Annotated in this window: 12 protein-coding genes; 9 read left to right on the top strand and 3 right to left on the bottom strand. The window is 72.0% G+C overall.

Features of this window, described 5'->3' with window-relative positions; translation table 11 throughout:
* The first annotated feature begins 12 nt into the window (after positions 1-12).
* The 3 genes from INP57_RS11830 to INP57_RS11820 are packed head-to-tail and all read left to right on the top strand — an operon-like array spanning position 13 to position 3,720.
* On the top strand, positions 13-1,248 hold the full coding sequence (locus INP57_RS11830; protein WP_200070189.1) for a PPE domain-containing protein: 1,236 nt from the start codon (positions 13-15) through the stop codon (positions 1,246-1,248).
* Positions 1,245-2,054 carry an ESX secretion-associated protein EspG gene (locus INP57_RS11825; protein ID WP_307850025.1) on the top strand — a complete coding sequence of 270 codons (810 nt, stop codon included), beginning with the start codon at positions 1,245-1,247 and terminating at the stop codon, positions 2,052-2,054. The genes INP57_RS11830 and INP57_RS11825 overlap by 4 nt, the downstream gene beginning before the upstream one ends.
* Positions 1,963-3,720 carry a sugar porter family MFS transporter gene (locus INP57_RS11820; protein ID WP_255520825.1) on the top strand — a complete coding sequence of 586 codons (1,758 nt, stop codon included), beginning with the start codon at positions 1,963-1,965 and terminating at the stop codon, positions 3,718-3,720. The genes INP57_RS11825 and INP57_RS11820 overlap by 92 nt, the downstream gene beginning before the upstream one ends.
* Before the next feature lie 401 nt (positions 3,721-4,121).
* On the opposite strand, the gene INP57_RS11815 is transcribed toward INP57_RS11820, so the two are convergent.
* Entirely contained in the window at positions 4,122-5,297 is a 1,176-nt protein-coding gene (locus INP57_RS11815; RefSeq protein WP_200070187.1) for an NBR1-Ig-like domain-containing protein, read from the bottom strand.
* A 210-nt stretch (positions 5,298-5,507) separates the two neighbouring features.
* On the opposite strand from INP57_RS11815, the gene INP57_RS30015 reads away from it, so the two are divergent.
* The 5 genes from INP57_RS30015 (at position 5,508) to INP57_RS11790 (ending at position 11,982) form a co-directional block, all read left to right on the top strand.
* Positions 5,508-5,825 (top strand): hypothetical protein, encoded by a 318-nt coding sequence (locus INP57_RS30015; protein ID WP_200070186.1) that lies wholly within the window; start codon positions 5,508-5,510, stop codon positions 5,823-5,825.
* Positions 5,826-5,873: 48 nt separating this feature from the next.
* On the top strand, positions 5,874-6,158 hold the full coding sequence (locus INP57_RS11805; protein WP_200070185.1) for a hypothetical protein: 285 nt from the start codon (positions 5,874-5,876) through the stop codon (positions 6,156-6,158).
* Positions 6,159-6,547: 389 nt separating this feature from the next.
* Positions 6,548-6,871, top strand: coding sequence for an acylphosphatase (locus INP57_RS11800; protein ID WP_200070184.1), 324 nt, complete (start codon positions 6,548-6,550; stop codon positions 6,869-6,871).
* 103 nt (positions 6,872-6,974) lie between these two features.
* Positions 6,975-10,697: a chromosome segregation protein SMC gene (gene smc, locus INP57_RS11795; RefSeq protein ID WP_200070183.1), complete on the top strand. Its 3,723-nt coding sequence runs from the start codon at positions 6,975-6,977 to the stop codon at positions 10,695-10,697.
* Positions 10,698-11,091: 394 nt separating this feature from the next.
* Positions 11,092-11,982 (top strand): hypothetical protein, encoded by an 891-nt coding sequence (locus INP57_RS11790; RefSeq protein WP_233627352.1) that lies wholly within the window; start codon positions 11,092-11,094, stop codon positions 11,980-11,982.
* 19 nt (positions 11,983-12,001) lie between these two features.
* Here the strand turns inward: INP57_RS11790 and INP57_RS11785 are convergent, their stop codons facing one another.
* On the bottom strand, positions 12,002-13,522 hold the full coding sequence (locus INP57_RS11785; RefSeq protein WP_200070182.1) for a sodium:solute symporter: 1,521 nt from the start codon (positions 13,520-13,522) through the stop codon (positions 12,002-12,004).
* Positions 13,498-14,712 carry an anhydro-N-acetylmuramic acid kinase gene (locus INP57_RS11780; RefSeq protein WP_200070181.1) on the bottom strand — a complete coding sequence of 405 codons (1,215 nt, stop codon included), beginning with the start codon at positions 14,710-14,712 and terminating at the stop codon, positions 13,498-13,500. The genes INP57_RS11785 and INP57_RS11780 overlap by 25 nt, the downstream gene beginning before the upstream one ends.
* A 116-nt stretch (positions 14,713-14,828) precedes the next feature.
* Between INP57_RS11780 and ftsY the strand changes: the two genes are divergently transcribed.
* Entirely contained in the window at positions 14,829-16,451 is a 1,623-nt protein-coding gene (gene ftsY, locus INP57_RS11775; protein ID WP_200070180.1) for a signal recognition particle-docking protein FtsY, read from the top strand.
* Positions 16,452-16,515 lie beyond the last annotated feature (64 nt).

The following is a 16,515-nucleotide window of genomic DNA, read 5'->3' as shown; positions in this document are numbered from 1 at the left end:
CAGGGGGCACGCATGAGCGATCTCGACCCGATTCGGGACCTGCGGTTCCAGGGGTTCGACATTCCCGAGCTGCTGCAGTGGATCGGCAAGATCAAGGAAGGGCGCGGCACCGAGTCGATGGAGCAGGCCGCGACCGCTCTGCAGCAGTGCGCGCAGATCGTCGCGGACCTGGACGAGACGCTGCGCACCGAGCTCGGCAAGTTGGAGATCGAGTGGCAGGGCCACGCGGGCAGCATCGCGCAGCAGGCCACCGCGCAGCAGACCGCGGTGATGCGCGAGTCGCAGGATCCGCTGGCGAATTCGGCCACGGGCGTGCAGGCGCAGGGACGCGGGTACGAGTCGGCGCGGAACACGCTGCCGAACCAGTCCGAGATCCAGCACCAGAAGGACGAGAACTTCTTCGAGTGGGCCGGTGGCGCGTTCGGCTACACCAGTGACTACGACGAAGAAGCCAAGAAGATCGACGGGCAGAAGCAGGTCGCGCAGCAGGCGCTGGGGTCCTACCGGGACACCACGGTCGCGCAGGCGGACGCCTTCCAGCCGTTGCCGGAGATGCAGCCCGCCGGGGTCAGCGCCCAGTCGGCGAGTCCCAGCGGCGCGGGCGGTTCCGGCGTCGGCGCGTTCTCGGGGGCCGGTGGTGGCTCCGGGTCCGGCGGCTACTCCGAGAGCGGTGGCGCGTTCGGCGGCGGCTATCCGGGTGCCGTGCCGGGGCAAAGCGGTGGTCAGCGGCCCGGCGGGCACAGCGGCAGCAGTCCCGAGGACGAGCAGTCGACCGGTGGCGGCGTGGATCGCGCCCCGGGCGAAGCTCCGCAGCAGGACGGCATCGGGCTCGGCGGTGCGCTCGGGATCGGCGCCGGTGGTGCGGCCGTCGCCGGGATCGGTGCGGCAGCGGCGGGCAAACTCCTCGGCGGCAAGGGTGCGACGCCGGGAAGTGGCTCGGGAGGTGGCTCGGGCGCAGCCGGTGGCGGCGGCAAATCCGGCGGGAGCCTGAAAGGCGGCGGCTCGTCCGGCGTCGGCGGCGGCCCCGGTGACACCACCGCGGGTCGCACCGCCGGTGGCTCGGCCACCAGCCGCCCCGGGCCCGGCTCGATGATGGGACCGGCCGCGACCCGCGGCGGGCAGCCCGACGACGACGCCGAGCACGAGGACAAGTACTACGAGCCGGAGACGCCGTTCGACGACAACCGGCTCGTGGCGCCGCCGGTGTTCGGCGCGGACCGCGTGCCCGACGACGACGAGCGGGAGTGACGGTGCGGCCCGGAGCCGACGGCGAACCGATCACGCTGTCCACATTGGAATTCGATGTGGTCTGCGAGTCGGAAGCGCTGACCGACCGGCGGCACATCGTGCTGGACGTGCCCAGCCCGGGGCGCACCCACACCGAACGCGCCGGACTCGTCGCGGAAGTCTGGCCGCAGCTGCGGTCCCGGCAGCTGGCCGAATCCCGCCGGGACCGGGTGGATCCGGACTTCGGCGACCTGCTGGTGCTGCTGGACCGCCCGAAGCTGAGCCTGGACCTGCGGATCTGGGCCGATCGCGCGATCCGGGCGCAGGCCGCGTGCAACGGCGGCACCGGCCTGCTGACCATTGTGGACGGTGACGTCGTCGAACTCACGCCGGTGCGGGGGAGTTCGCTGGCCGAAGCCGTCATCTCGGTCGCCGGGGACGCACCGCCCGGCGCGGGCCGGGCGGTGAGCGTGCCGCACGAGGTGCTCCGCGACGCGAGCGCGGGCGCCGGCCAGCACGACTCGCGCGCGTTGACCGACGAGCTGCGGGTGCGCGGAGTCGGCGCGGACGACGCGGCGACGCTGGCCGCGATGGCCGACGGGATGGGGATGCGCGGGCAGTTCGGCGTCGAATTCGCGCCGACGCGCGGCTCGAAACCGGAACGCGCGCCGCGGGTCGTCGCGTTCCACGACACCGGCTCCGGGCGCTACCTGCACGTCGTGCGCGCCAACGGCGATGGGCAGCTGTGGAGCACCGTCGCGCCTTCCAGCAACCAGCTGTTGGCCTGGTACCTGCAGGAACTCATCACCGAGACCACCGGCGACTGACGCCTTCCCGCCGGTGCCCCGGCGTGTCGGCGCACCCGATCTTTCCGAGCGAACGGCCCGTTCGACCAATCTAGTGGGACCAACAGTCCGTTCACTCCGCGAGAATCCACTGGGATGGGCGAGGCGCGGGCGTGTCGGCGCGACGTCCGCGGTCGGCGGGAGCCACCGGGTGCGGCTCGCCGGGACGGTCGGCGCTCGGTTGCGATTGCGTTCCGGCTCTGGTCCCAGCAGGGCACTTCGTCTACGGTCTCGCCCGGCCGTCGGCCGTCCACCCAGGGCAGCGCGGCACGAGAGGAAGGCGCAGCACATGAGCACACCGGCTACCCACCCAGGAGCCGGGCGGGGCACGATCATCGGCGCGTCGACGATCGCCGCGCTCGGCGGGCTGCTGTTCGGCTACGACACCGGCGTCATCTCCGCCGCCCTGCTCTACATCGCACCCGCGTTCGGCCTGAGCACCGGGATGAAGGAGGTCGTGGTCGCGTCGCTGCTGCTCGGCGCGGTCGCCGGTGCGATGAGCGGCGGCCCGGTCGTGGACCGGCTGGGGCGCAAGCGCACGCTGCTGCTGGTGTCCGCGGTGTTCACCGCGGGCGCGCTGCTGTCGGCCGTGGCGGTGGACGTGGCGATGCTGATCGTGGCGCGGGTGGTGCTCGGGCTGGCCATCGGGGCGAGTTCGCTGGTCGTGCCCGCCTACATCGCCGAGATCGCGCCGCCTGCGCTGCGCGGCCGGTTGGTGTCCATGAACCAGCTCATGATCACCATCGGGATCTTCGTGTCCTACCTGGTCGGCTATGCGTTCGCCGAGATGCAGGGATGGCGCTGGATGCTCGGGCTGGCGGCCGTGCCGTCGCTGGCGATGCTGATCGGGCTGCTGTTCCTCGGCGAAAGCCCGCGCTGGCTGCTCGCCCGCGGGCGCACCGATGAGGCCAGGGCCGAGCTGCTGCGCACCCGATCGGCGCAAGAGGTCGACGCGGAGATCGACGAGATCACCGTGGCCATGCGGGAGGAGAGCAAGTTCTCCTACCGCGACCTGTTCCGCCCCGGGCTGCGGCCCGCCGTGCTGCTCGGGTTCGCCGTGGCGGCGACCAACCAGCTCGTGGGCGTCAACGCGGTGATCTACTACGCGCCGACGATCCTGCAGCAGGCCGGGCTCGGTGCCTCGGCGTCGATCCTGTCCTCGGTCGGCATCGGCGCGGTGAACATGGTCTTCACCGCGATCGCGCTGCTGATGATCGACCGGGTCGGGCGGCGGCCGCTGCTGATCGGCGGGACCTCGGTGGTGATCGTCGTGCTGTTCGGGCTCGGCGCGCTGTACCTGCTGCCGAGCGTGCAAGGGCTCGGGTTGTGGCTCACCGGCGGGCTGATGCTCTACGAGGCGGCGTTCGCGGCCAGCCTCGGGCTCGCCATCTGGCTGATCAACAGCGAGGTGTTCCCCACCGCAGTGCGCGGCAAGGCTTCCAGCGTCGGCACGGTGACGCACTGGGCGCTGGACTTCCTCATCTCCATTTCGGTGCTCACGCTGATCAGCGCCCTCACGGAAACCGGATTGTTCTGGATCTACGGCGTGCTCGGAATCATCGGACTCACCTACCTGTACCGGAACCTGCCGGAAACGAAGGGGCGCAGTCTGGAGGACATCGAGCGGTCGTTGCGCAAGCAGCGATGAATCCTGGCGAAATGAATGGTGGTGCGGTTCCGCCGGAAATGTTCCAATGGCAGCAGACGTTCCGATTCGAAGCTGAGCGACGGCCTGCCGAAGCGGCGCCCCGCTTCCGGAATTGACCTGGCCGCCCGCCTGAATGTCTCGTGGTCAATGCGCTGACCTGCATGCACATTGGTGCGGGCGGCTCCGGCCAATGATCGCTTGTGGTGGCCGGAGCGTGGTGGTTGTGTGGTCGGCACGGCGAACCGGGGAACATCACTGAACAGGCGGGAAGCGATTATGCGCGTTCGGGAGCATCCGAATCACGAGCGCGCGACTCCGGTTCCGGCGCCATCGGCCACCCCATGGGGAATCGAAGGGCGCCTTCGTTCCGCTGGGGGTTGGACGAAGGCGCCCTTCGCCGCTCAACGCACCACCCGCCAGTCGAAGAAAACGGGGTGCAGCGCGTTCTCCGGGAAGAACAACCTCCCGGATTCGTCGACCATCTTCCACGCGATCTTGCAGCGGCCCGGTTCGTCGCCCGCGTTCACCGGGACCGCCACCCGCACCGTGCCGCCCGGCCGCACGTCCGGGATCCACACCCGCTTCGGCGCGGTGCAGGCGGAATCGCCGATGGGCGGTCCGGCCTGCTCGAGGTATCGGCCGGACCACGGCACGTCACCTGCGTTGCGCAGGTCCCAGGTCTTGACGAAACTCCCGCCTGCCTGGACCGGGCTGTCGTCGAGCAGGTTCTCGTCGACCATCAACGAGTTGTCGCCGGGAATGGGCCGCTGCGGTTCGGAAAGGAAATACGTGGCGGCGGCGATGGCCGCGACGGTCACGACGACGGCGGTTCCGGCCGGGAGCAAGGCGCGGCGGAGCCGCTCGCGGGCAGCGGGACGGCCGGTCGGAGGTTCGGGGGAGTCCGGGGTTTCGCGGGCGGCCGCGCTGCCCGGGGACGCTGCGTCTCCGGAGGGCGCGGCTTCTTCGGGGGAAGGTGCGCCTTCGGGAGACGCGGCTTTTCCGGAGAACGCTGCTTGTTCGGAGAACGGGGTTTTTCCGGAGAACGCGGTTTTTCCGGAGAACGCTGCGCCGTCGGAGGTCGTGGCGCCTTCGGGAGACGCGATGTCCTCGCCGGGCGCTGGAACGGAGTCCGGGACGCCGGTCGGTGTGCCGTTGACCGTTCCGCGGGCGCCCGCCGCCGCGGACTCCGCGCCGGCCGTCCCGTTCGCTCCGCTCGCGAGACCGCTCGAGTGCGAGCCGGGGATGCTCGCCGCGGCATCCTCGCGCGCCTGCTCCCAACGCCGGGACCACTCGCGGCGAGTCGCGCCCGCGTCCTCACCGAGCACACCGACCGCGAGGCTGCGCACGAACTCCCAAGTGGTCTCCCACGAAGGCAGGTCCTGGCCGCGCGCAGCCGACGACAACGCGGATTTCGACGCGGCCGCGCCGAAATCGCCCCGCATCCGATCGTAGGAGGGATCTCCGGCCGCCTCCTTCAACTCGCACAGCCGGTGCGCGAACGCGGCGACCGGACCGGTCGCCGGGTCCGGGCGCAGCTGCTTGCGGCCGCGTTTGCCGGGAGTGCACGGTTCGCTCATCGGCCGCGTCCGCGGCCGCACGTGGTGCCGGACATGGAACCTGTGTTTAGCACGGCGCCGCTCGGCGTCGGCGCGGCGATCGGGTGATTGCGCCGCACGACACGGCAAACCGCGCGAACGGTCCAGCGCCGTGCGCCGCAGGCCGAGCGCGTGGCCCCGGGAACCGCGCACTCAGACGTCGGTCACTCCGCGAAGGGCGCTTCGGGATCCATGTACGGAGCGTTCGGCGGAGCCGGGTCTTCCGTCGCGGGGACGCGATACGTGGTCGTGCTCGGTTCCGTCGTCGTCGAGGTCGGACCGGGCATGTCCGAGGTCGGAGCGGGCGTCCGCGAGGTCGGCCGGGAGACGGTCGGCTCCGGCGAGGTCGCCTCGGGCCCGGTCGTCGTCCGGCCGGACGTGGTCGGTGGCGGTGCAGGCGACGGCGCCGGACCCTCCGTGCGGCTGGACGTGCCGGTGCTCGGCGGGCTCGTCGGCGGCGCACTCGTCGGCGGGGGCGTGCTCGGCGGAGGCGTGCTCGGCGGAGGCTGAGTCGTCGGGGGCGGATCGGTCGTCGGCGGCGGAGGTGGCGGCTTCGGCGTGGACGGCGGCGTGGTCGGCTGCGGCGGCGTCGGCGACTCGGTCGGCGTGCCGGTGGGCCGCGGGGACTCCGAAGTCGTCTCCGGTGGCGGCGGCAACTCCTCGGAATCCTCGGAAGAACTCGTGGAACTGCTCGGGGAAGAAGTCGTGCCCGGCGCCATCGGCGGCGGAACCAGCACCGGCGGCGCCTCCGACGTCCGCGTGCCCGGATACCCGTCGGTGGTGACCAGCGTCGTCCCCGCAGGCCCTGGCGGGAGTTCGGAGCTGACGTCGTTGCGCTGCTGACCGCCCACGACCAGCGCGGCGGTGGTGGCGAAACCGGTGGCGACCACGACCCCGGTGGTCACCCACAGCACGAACCGGCGCGGCCGCGCGTCCGGGTGCTCGGCGTGGGGCTGCGCCCCATCGGCGTCCGGTGCTAAAGGGTCCATCAACGTTCCCGCCCTCGAAGTCCCACCGGCACGGACTGGCGAACCCGTGCCGCTGACCCGGTACGGACCTCGACCGGCGAAGTCGGACGTCCAGCACCGCGTGGATCACTCCTGGATCAGCGGACACGGTAGCCGCCGGTGCGCGGGCCACCGCCGCCGGGTGGGCCCCGTGCGCAGCCGGTTTGATCAAGGACGCGGGGGGTGGGTCGGCCGCATCCGCGCCGCAGCGGGCATCATGCGGGGGTGACCGACCGCAGCGATTCCGCGAGCAGTGACTCCGGGAACAGGGATGCCGGCGACGCCCGCCTCACCGCCCGGGTGCACGGCCACGTGCAGGGCGTCGGGTTCCGGTGGTTCACCCGATCGAAGGCGCTGGAGCTGGGGCTGGTCGGCAGCGCGACCAACCTGCCCGCAGGCAAGGTCGAGGTCGTCGCCGAAGGTCCCCGCCACGCGTGCGAGCAACTGCTCGCCGCGCTGCGCTCCGCGGAAACCCCGGGCCGGGTGGAGCACGTCGGCGAGCAGTGGACGGAGCCGAAAGGCGGCCTGGACGGCTTCGTCGAGCGCTGAGAGCTCCCGCGTCCTGCGTGGTTGTCCGCAATAGCCCGCACCGCGCCGGGTACGCTCGCGCGAACGCCGCACGCACAGACTCGCGGGAAGGTCGATCGCAGCCGTGCACTTGAAGAGCCTGACGCTGAAGGGGTTCAAGTCGTTCGCGTCGGCCACCACGCTGCGCTTCGAACCGGGCATCACCTGCGTGGTCGGCCCGAACGGCTCCGGCAAGTCCAACGTGCTCGACGCGTTGACCTGGGTGATGGGCGAGCAGGGCGCGAAAGCCTTGCGCGGCGGCAAGATGGAGGACGTCATCTTCGCCGGCACCTCCGGGCGCGCGCCGCTGGGCCGCGCCGAGGTCACGCTCACCATCGACAACGCCGACGGCGCGCTGCCCATCGAGTACACCGAGGTCTCGATCACCCGCCGGATGTACCGGGACGGCGCCAGCGAGTACGAGATCAACGGCAACACCTGCCGGTTGATGGACGTGCAGGAGCTGCTGTCCGACTCCGGCATCGGCCGCGAGATGCACGTGATCGTCGGGCAGGGCCAGCTGGCCTCGATCCTGCAGGCCAAGCCGGACGAGCACCGCAGGCTCATCGAAGAGGCCGCGGGCGTGCTCAAGCACCGCAAGCGCAAGGAGAAGGCGCTGCGGAAGCTGGACGCGATGCAGGCCAACCTCACCCGGCTGACCGACCTCACCGGCGAGTTGCGCCGCCAGCTCAAACCGCTCGGCAAGCAGGCCGAGATCGCGCGCAAGGCCCAGACCGTGCAGGCCGACCTGCGCGACGCGCGGCTGCGGCTGATCGCCGACGACCTGGTCAGCGCCCGCGCCGAACTGGCCCGCGACCAGGCCGACCAGGAGAACGCGAAGGCCAAGCGCGCCGAGGTCGAGCGCAACCTGCAGTTCGCCCAGTCCGAGGAGAAGGGGCTGGAGGAGAAGGTCGCCGCCGACGCGCCGCGGCTCAACCGCGCCCAGGACACCTGGTACCGGCTCTCCGCGTTGGAAGAACGGCTCAACTCCACGCTGCGGCTGGCCGAGGAGCGGCACAAGCACCTCACCGCGCAGAACGTCGAAGAACGCAGCGGCCGCGACCCGGACCAGCTCGAAGAGGAAGCCGCGGAAGCCGCCGAGCAGGAGATCGAGCTGCGCGAGGAGGTCGAACGCGCCCGGGAGGCGCTGGGCGAGGTGGAGCGCCGGCGCGCCGATCTCGAATCGCAGCTCAAGGACGCCGAGCGGGAGCACATGGCCGCGGTGCGCGCGATCGCCGACCGGCGCGAGGGCGTGGCGAAGCTGTCCGGCCAGGTCGAGTCGATGCGCAGCAAGGTCAGCGCCACCAGCGACGAGCTGGAACGGCTCACCGCCTCGCTGGCCGAGGCGCAGGAACGCGCCGAGGTCGCCGAATCCGCCTACGCCGACGCCGAAGCCGAAACCGGTGGCCAGGAATCCGACGACGCCGGGCTGGAGGAACGCCGGGTCAACGCGGCCGAAGCGCGCGACGCCGCGCGGGCGCGCGTGGAAGAGCTCGTGAAGGAAGAGCGCGCCGCCGAGCGGGAGATCGCTTCCTGGAAGGCCCGCGTCGAAGCGCTGTCGATGGGCCTGAACCGCAAGGACGGCGCGGGCGCGCTGCTGGCCGCCGGTGACCGGGTGCCCGGTCTGCTCGGGTCGGTGGCCGCGCTGCTGACCGTCGATACCGGTGCGGAAGCCGCGCTGGCGGCGGCGTTGGGCGCGGTCGCCGATGCGGTGGCGGTCGACGGCGTGGGCGACGCGGTCACCGCGCTGGAACTGCTCAGGTCCGACGAGGCGGGCAAGGCCGGAGTCCTCGTCGGCGGCACCGCGACTCCGGACCGCTCGAACTGGCCGCAGCTGCCCGGCGGTGCGCACTGGGCCGCCGACCTGGTGCGCGCGCCCGACGGGTTGCGCGGCGCCGTGACCACCGCGCTGGACCGGATGGCCGTGGTCGACGACCTCGGCGCCGCCCGCTCGCTGGTGCAGGAGCACCCCGGGGTGCGCGCGGTGACCCGCGGCGGCGACGTGCTCGGCGGGCACTGGGCCACCGGCGGCTCCGACGACGCGCAGAGCGTGCTCGAAGTGCAGGCCGCCGTCGACGAAGCCGAGCAGGAGCACGCCGCCGCGCAACGCCGCCTTGAGCAGCACTCGGCAGCGCTGGAAGGCGCCCGCGCCGAGGAGGAAGCCCGCCGCGACGAGGTCCGCGCGGTGCAGGAGCAGATCAACGAGGCCAAGGTCGCCGCGGCCCGCAGCACCGAACGGATCTCCAGCCTGCGCAAAGCCGCCCAGTCCGCCACCGCCGAGGTCGAGCGGGTGCGCGAGCAGCGGAGCAAGGTCGAGCAGTCCCGCGAGCAGGCGCTTTCCTCGCTGGCCGAGCTGGAGGAACGGCTCAGCGCGGTCAAGACCGAGCAGCAGGAGCAGGCCGAGCCGGACACCGAGCTGCGCGACCGGCTCAACAACGAGCTCGGCACCGTGCGCCAGGAGGAGATGGACGCCCGGCTCGGCCAGCGCACCGCCGAGGAGCGGGCGCGCGCCGTGCAGGGCCGCGCCGACCAGCTGCGCAGGGCCGCGCGCCAGGAGCGGGAAGCGCGGGCGCGCGCCGAAGCCGCCCGCCAGGCGCGGGAGCGCGGCGCCCGGGTGACCAGGGCCGTCATCGACGGTGCGCAGAAGGCGCTGGAGCGGATCGCCGGGTCGCTGCGCGCGGCCACCGACGAACGCGACACCGCGCAGGCCCAGCAGGCCGAGCACGACCAGGCGTTGGGCACGGTGCGCGCGCGGGTCCGCGAACTCGGCGGCGAGCTGGAGAAGCTCACCGACGCGGTGCACCGCGACGAGATGGTCCGCGCCGAGCAGCGGCTGCGCATCGAACAGCTCGAGAACAAGATCATCGAAGATTTCGGCATCGGGCTGGACGACCTCGTCGAGGAGTACGGCCCGACCGTGCCGGTACCGCCGACGCCCGCCGAGGTCGCCGAGTACGAAGCCGCCAGGGAACGCGGCGAAGAGGTCAGCGAACCGCCGTCGATGCCCTACGACCGCGGTACCCAGGAACGCCGCGCCAAGCGCGCCGAGAAGGACCTGTCGCTGCTCGGCAAGGTCAACCCGCTGGCGCTGGAGGAGTACGCGGCGCTGGAGGAGCGCTACCGGTACCTGTCCGGCCAGCTCGAAGACCTCAAGGCCACCCGCCGCGACCTGCTCGACGTGGTCAAGGAAGTGGACGAGAAGATCCTCGAGGTCTTCCAGTCCGCGTTCCACGACGTGGCCGAGGAGTTCAAGCAGGTGTTCTCGGTGCTGTTCCCCGGCGGTGACGGGCGGTTGGTGCTCACCGACCCGGAGGACATGCTCAGCACCGGCATCGAAGTCGAGGCGCGCCCGCCCGGCAAGAAGGTCAAGCGGCTCTCGCTGCTGTCCGGCGGGGAGAAGTCGCTGACGGCGGTGGCGATGCTGGTGGCGATCTTCCGGGCGCGGCCATCGCCGTTCTACGTGCTCGACGAGGTCGAGGCGGCGCTGGACGACACCAACCTGCGGCGCCTGATCACGCTGCTGGACCAGCTGCGCAGCACCTCGCAGCTGCTGATCATCACGCACCAGAAGCCGACCATGGAGATCGCCGACGCGCTCTACGGCGTGAGCATGCGCGGGGACGGCATCACGACCGTGATCTCGCAGCGGCTGCGCGGCTCGGAACCGGAGCCGGACCCGGTGGCTGCCGGGCCGCCGCCGGAGGTCGTCGCGGACGGGCCGGAAGCGGAATCGGGTCCGGAATCGGGACCGGAGCCGGATTCGGAAGCCGCTGCGGACGCCGAGCAGCAGGCCGCGGAACACCCCTGACCTAGGACGGTTCCATGTCTCGGTGTTCCCGCGCGACATCCTCGATCCGCCGCGGGTACTGCTCGAACGCAGCACCAACCTGGTGCACCTGAACCGGATGGGGACCGCGGTGGGCACTTCGCCCCGGTCGAGGAGCCGGAGCTCTACGTCGGCGAACTCCGGGACTTCTTCCGGCCTTTCCGGTGATCCGGCCCGTTCGGCCTGGCGTGAGGTCGTGCGCACCGGAGGACGGCGACGGCTACCTCGGCTCGATCGTGCTGGCCGCGGATCAGGACGGTGCGTGAGGCGCCTCGGCCACGCTCGGCCCGGGCCGGTCGCAATACCGGAGATCGGCCGAGTGCTCGCGGGCATTACGGTGTGTGCCGAATCCGCCGGACGCCGCCAGGAGGCCCGCATGTCGCAGCCGTACGGTCCGCAGGGCCAGCCGTACCCGCCCGCCGGTCAGCAGGCGCCGCACGGTCAGCAGACACCGCCTCCGAACGGATACGCACCGCAGCCTCACCCGGGCGCCGGGCCGCAGTACCAGCCGGGTTCGGGCCCGGTGCCGCAGCCGTACCCGAACTCGGGGCCGCTGCCGCAGCAGCAGCCGGGGTCGGGGCCGTTCCCGCAACAGCCCCATCCCGGGTCGGGCCCGTTCCAGCAGCCGCACCCGGGGTCGGGGCCGCTGCCGCAGCAGGGATATCCGCAGCAGCCCGGCCATCCGCAACATGCCGGTCATCCGCAGCAAGCCGGTTACCCGCCGCAGCCCGGTTATGCCGGCCCGTACGCGCAGCCGGGTCAGCCGCAGCCGGGGTTCCCGCCGGGTTTCCCGCCGCAGCCCGGCCAGCCCGGCCAGATCGGCCAGCAGCAAGGCCACCTCGGGATGACTCAGCAAATGCCCGGCAAGCCTCCGATGGGGCCGCCTCCCGGCATGGGCCGCATCGTGCTGGACTCCTCCTACCTGCCCATGGCGTTCACGCTGGCGCTGTTCAAGCCCGGCCTGACCATCAACGGACAGCCGGGACCGCCGGTGGGCTGGGGCAAGACCGCGATCGACCTGCCGCCCGGGCAGTACCAGATCGAGGTGCACGTCAACTACCTGTGGAAGTTCGGCTCGGCCACCGCGATGATCCCGCTGAGCGCGGGCCAGCGGGTCGACGCCTTCTACCGGTCGCCAGCCATGGCCTTCGGCGGCGGCAACCTCGGCCCGACACCGCAGTCCACGCCGAACGTCGGCATGACCGTCGGTGCTTGCGTCGCGGCCGCCGTCGTCGGCCTGCTGATCGTCTTGCTCCTGTTGCTCTGATCCACCGGGTCGGCTCCGCTCACTCCGCGGAGCCGACCGGTTCGGGCGCCGGGCGCGGGTTCCGCAGCGACAGCAGGCCGCCGACGAGCAGCGTCACGACCACTCCGAGCGGGGTGAGCCACGGGAACGCCAGCGTCGCCGAGCCGCCCTCGCCGTCCGGGAACATCAGCAACGCGTCCCCGTCGCCCGCGATCGGCAACGCCACCAGCAGCACCACCACCAGCGTCGCCACGAACGCGACGATCGCGTCCAGCTGCCGCGCCCGCCGCACCAGCAGTCCCAGCAGGAACGCGCCGAGCAGCGCGCCGTAGGTGTAGCTGGCGATCTCCAGCCCGAGCTCCACCACGGGGTTGTCGGTGTTGCTGAACAGCGACGCGAACACCACGAACACCAGCGCCCACACCAGCGTCCAGATCTTGCCGAGCCGCAGCACGCCCGCGTCGTCGCTGCGCCGGGTCAGCCGCCGGTAGAGGTCGCTGACCGTGGACGTGGACAACGAGTTCAGCGACGAGGACAACGTGCTCATCGCCGCGGCGAGGATGCCGGCGATCAGCAGCCCGGACAGCCCCGGCGGCAGCTCGTTCACGATGAACCGGGGGAACAGCTCGTCCTTGCTGGCCATGCCCAGCTCGGCCGGGGCGGCGCCGCCGTGGAACGACCACAGCATGGTGCCGATGAACAGGAACAGCGCGAACTGCAGCGCGACCACCACACCGCTGCCGATCAGCGCCAGCTGGCTCTCCCGCAGGTTCCGGCAGGACAGCAGCCGCTGCACCATCAGCTGGTCGGCACCGTGCGAGGCCATCGCGAACACCGCGCCGCCGAGCACGGCGGTGATGAACGCGTACTGCTCGGTGACCACCGAAGAACCGAAATCCAGCAGCTGGAACTTGCCTTCGGACCAGGCGGTGGACGCCCAGTTCCCGGGTAGCCGGGTCGAGAGCACTCCCGCGGTCAGCACCGCCCCCGCGACGTAGACCAGCATCTGGATCGCGTCGACCCACACCACGGCCTTGATCCCGCCGAGGTAGGTGTAGATCACCGTGATGATCGAGAGCACCAGCACGATCTGCCAGTAGGAGAACTGCAGGCCGAAGGCGTCCAGCATCACCTTCACCGGGATCGCGGTGGCGAACAGCCGCAGCCCGTCCGCGAGCAGCCGGGTGATCAGGAACGTCACCGACGCGGTGCCCTGCAGCCCGGAGCCGAAGCGCTGGCCCAGGAACTCGTAGGCGCTGACCAGGTTCCCGGCGTAGTAGCGCGGCAGCAGCACGAACGCGACCACGATCCGGCCGATCAGGTAGCCGATGGCCAGCTGCAGGTAGGTGAAGGTGCCGAGGTAGGCCACCGTCGGCACGCTGATCACCGTCAGCGTGGAGGTCTCGGTGGCCACCACGGAGAAGCACACCGCCCACCACGGCAGGTTCCTGCCGCCGACGAAGTAGTCCTGCGAACTGCGTTGCCGCCCGCTGAGCAGCAGGCCCAGCAACGGCATCGCGATCAGGTACACCCCGATCACGATGAGATCGACGGACCGCATTCGCCCTCCTGTGAATTCGTCGTGGGGTGGTCGGTGATGCGCAGGCGCCGCACCGGTGCGGCGGGTTCCGGAAGGTGCAGCGGTCCGGTGCCGGGCGTGATCGAGCCGAGTGGCCGCGGGTCCGCGCCGGTGGTTCCCGGCACGTTGCCCGGCAGCCCGTGCCAGGTCAGCCAGCCCAGCAGCGCCGCCAGGTACGCCTCCTTGCCGTGCGCGGGCAGCCCGAGTTCGTCGCTGGTGCGCAGTTCGATCGCGCCGAGTTCGCGGCGCAGCGCGTCCATCAGCACCGGGTTGCGGACTCCGCCGCCGGAGGCGATCACCTGCCGGGCGCCGTTCTCGCGGCAGGCGGTGGCGACGGTGGTGGCGGTCAGCCGGGTGAGGGTGGCCAGCAGGTCCGGTCCGGAGATCCGCAGGTCGTGCACGGCTCGCCGCAGGTAGTCGGCGTTGAAGTGCTCCTTGCCGGTCGATTTCGGCGCCGCGGCCGCGTAATAGGGGTCGGCCAGCAGGTTCGCGAGCAACTCGTCGTGCACCTGCCCGCGCGCGGCCAGCTCGCCGCCGACGTCGCTGTTCGCGGCGCCGCCGGTGACCTCGGCGGCCGCTGCGTCGAGCAGCGCGTTGCCCGGACCGGTGTCGTACGCGAGCGGTTCCGGCCCGCCCACGACGGTGATGTTGGCGATGCCGCCGATGTTCAGCGCCACGCCGGGGCCGGGCCGGTCGGCCAGCCACAGCGCGTCCAGCACGCCCGCCAGCGGAGCGCCGTGCCCGCCTGCGGCGACGTCGCGGGCGCGCAGGTCGGCGACCACCGGGAGTCCGGTGGCCTCGGCGATCCAGGCGGGCTGGCCCAGCTGGAAGGTGCCGCGGGCGCGCCCGGCATCGACCCAGTGGTAGAGCGTCTGGCCGAGCGAGGCGACGAGGTCCGCCGGTCCGAACTCGGCGATGCCTTGGCGGGCGGCCTGCGCGAACGCGCGTCCGACCTCGGTGTCGAGCACGCACAGCTCCCGCGCGTCGCACGGCTGCGGAGGCAGTGCGGCCAGCAGCCGTTCCCGCAGTCGCGGCGGGTAGGGGAGCTCGGTGCAGCCGAGCGGCCGCAGCTGGACCTCTCCGGCCGTGTCCGGGTTCAGCTCGGCCACCGCGACGTCGATGCCGTCCATCGACGTTCCGGAGATCAAGCCGACGACCCGGTTGGCGGACATGCCCAGTGGTCTATTGCACCCTGCCGTGGGACGCAAGCGAGTTCGCCGCATTGTTGGTCAATCGCCCACCGCGGGGCTCCTCCACCAGCGGAATCCGCAGGTGCGAGGATGGACCGGTGTCCACCTCGAACCTGATTCTGATCGCCGTCGTCGTCTTCGTGGTGTTGGTGCTCGCCGTGGTCACCGGCGTGCTGCTGGCCCGCAGGCGCCGGATCAGCCTGCGTGATCAGGAGGCGCAGCGGCAGGACGGACAGGTAGCGGGCGGCGGTTCCCAAACCGGTGGCGGCTACCAGGCGGGCGGCGGTATCAGCCTCTCCAGCGGTGGCGCGGCCACTGCGCCCGCGGAACATCCGGTCGAGGAGCGCACCGAAACCGAGGGCCAGCCCGCTGTCGGCGACGACGCCGCCGTGCCCAGGGACACCCAACGGCGCGGCATCGTGGACGTGCCGCTGCCGACCGAGACCGAGGTCGAGGCCGAGACGGGGACGCCGCGCGAACCTTCGGCGGACGCGACGGCCGTCGAGGAGCCCGACCCGGGTACCGCGACCGCGGAACCGGCCACGACCGACGCGGCAACGACCGACGCGGCGGTCCAGCCGGCCGACACCGCCGCGGACACCACCGAAGACGCCACCGGAACCGCCGAACCGGCAGGCAGCACCGCGTCCACGGGTGCGGCCACCACCGACGAGACCGCAGCAGGAACCTCGGACACGACCGCCCCCGCCGAAGTCCCCGACCAGGGCCGCGTCGAGGCACCGCCGGAACCGGCTCCGGCCGCCCCCGAACAGGTCGAGGAGATCGAGCCGACCACCGGCAGGCTGGAACGCCTCCGCGGCAGGCTGTCCCGCTCCCGCTCCACGTTCGGCCAGGGCCTGCTGGGCTTGCTCGGCGCGGGCGACCTCGACGAGGACTCCTGGGAAGAGGTCGAGGACACGCTGCTGATGGCCGACCTCGGCGCGGCCACCACCACCGAGATCGTCGAACGGCTCCGCACCGAGATCGCCTCCCGCGGCGTGCGCACCGCCGACGACGCGCGGGCGCTGCTGCGCGAAGTGCTGATCGACGCGCTGTCCACCGAGCAGGAACGTTCCGTGCGCGCCCTGCCGCACGGCGACCCGGCCGACGGCGGCAAGCCCGCCGTGTTGCTGGTCGTCGGCGTGAACGGCACCGGCAAGACCACCACCACCGGCAAACTCGCCCGGGTGCTGGTCGCCGACGGCCGCAAGGTGCTGCTGGGCGCGGCCGACACGTTCCGCGCCGCCGCTGTCGAACAGCTCGGCACCTGGGGCGACCGGGTCGGCGCCGAGGTGGTGCGCGGCAACGAGGGACAGGACCCGGCCAGCGTCGCGTTCGAGTCCGTCTCCCGCGCCACGGACAGCGGGGTGGATGCCGTGCTGGTCGACACCGCGGGCCGGCTGCACACCAAGACCGGGCTGATGGACGAACTCGGCAAGGTCAAGCGGGTGGTGGAAAAGCGCGCCCAGGTCGACGAGGTGCTGCTGGTGCTGGACGCGACCACCGGCCAGAACGGCCTCGCGCAGGCGCGGGTGTTCTCCGACGTGGTGGACGTGACCGGCATCGTGCTGACCAAGCTGGACGGCACCGCCAAGGGCGGCATCGTGTTCCAGGTGCAGCGCGAGCTCGGCGTGCCGGTGAAGCTCGTCGGTCTCGGCGAAGGCGCGGACCACCTGGCACCGTTCGAGCCCGCCGCGTTCGTCGACGCGCTGCTGAGCTGAACCTGCGCGAAGTACCGGCCGCGGAACTCGCCCGGCCGCGGTGACGATCACGAGCGCCCGAGCC

Origin of the sequence: Saccharopolyspora galaxeae (assembly GCF_016526145.1) — a bacterium.
GTDB classification, from domain to species: Bacteria; Actinomycetota; Actinomycetes; order Mycobacteriales; family Pseudonocardiaceae; genus Saccharopolyspora_C; species Saccharopolyspora_C galaxeae.
This window is presented reverse-complemented; position numbering and strand designations above follow the sequence as displayed.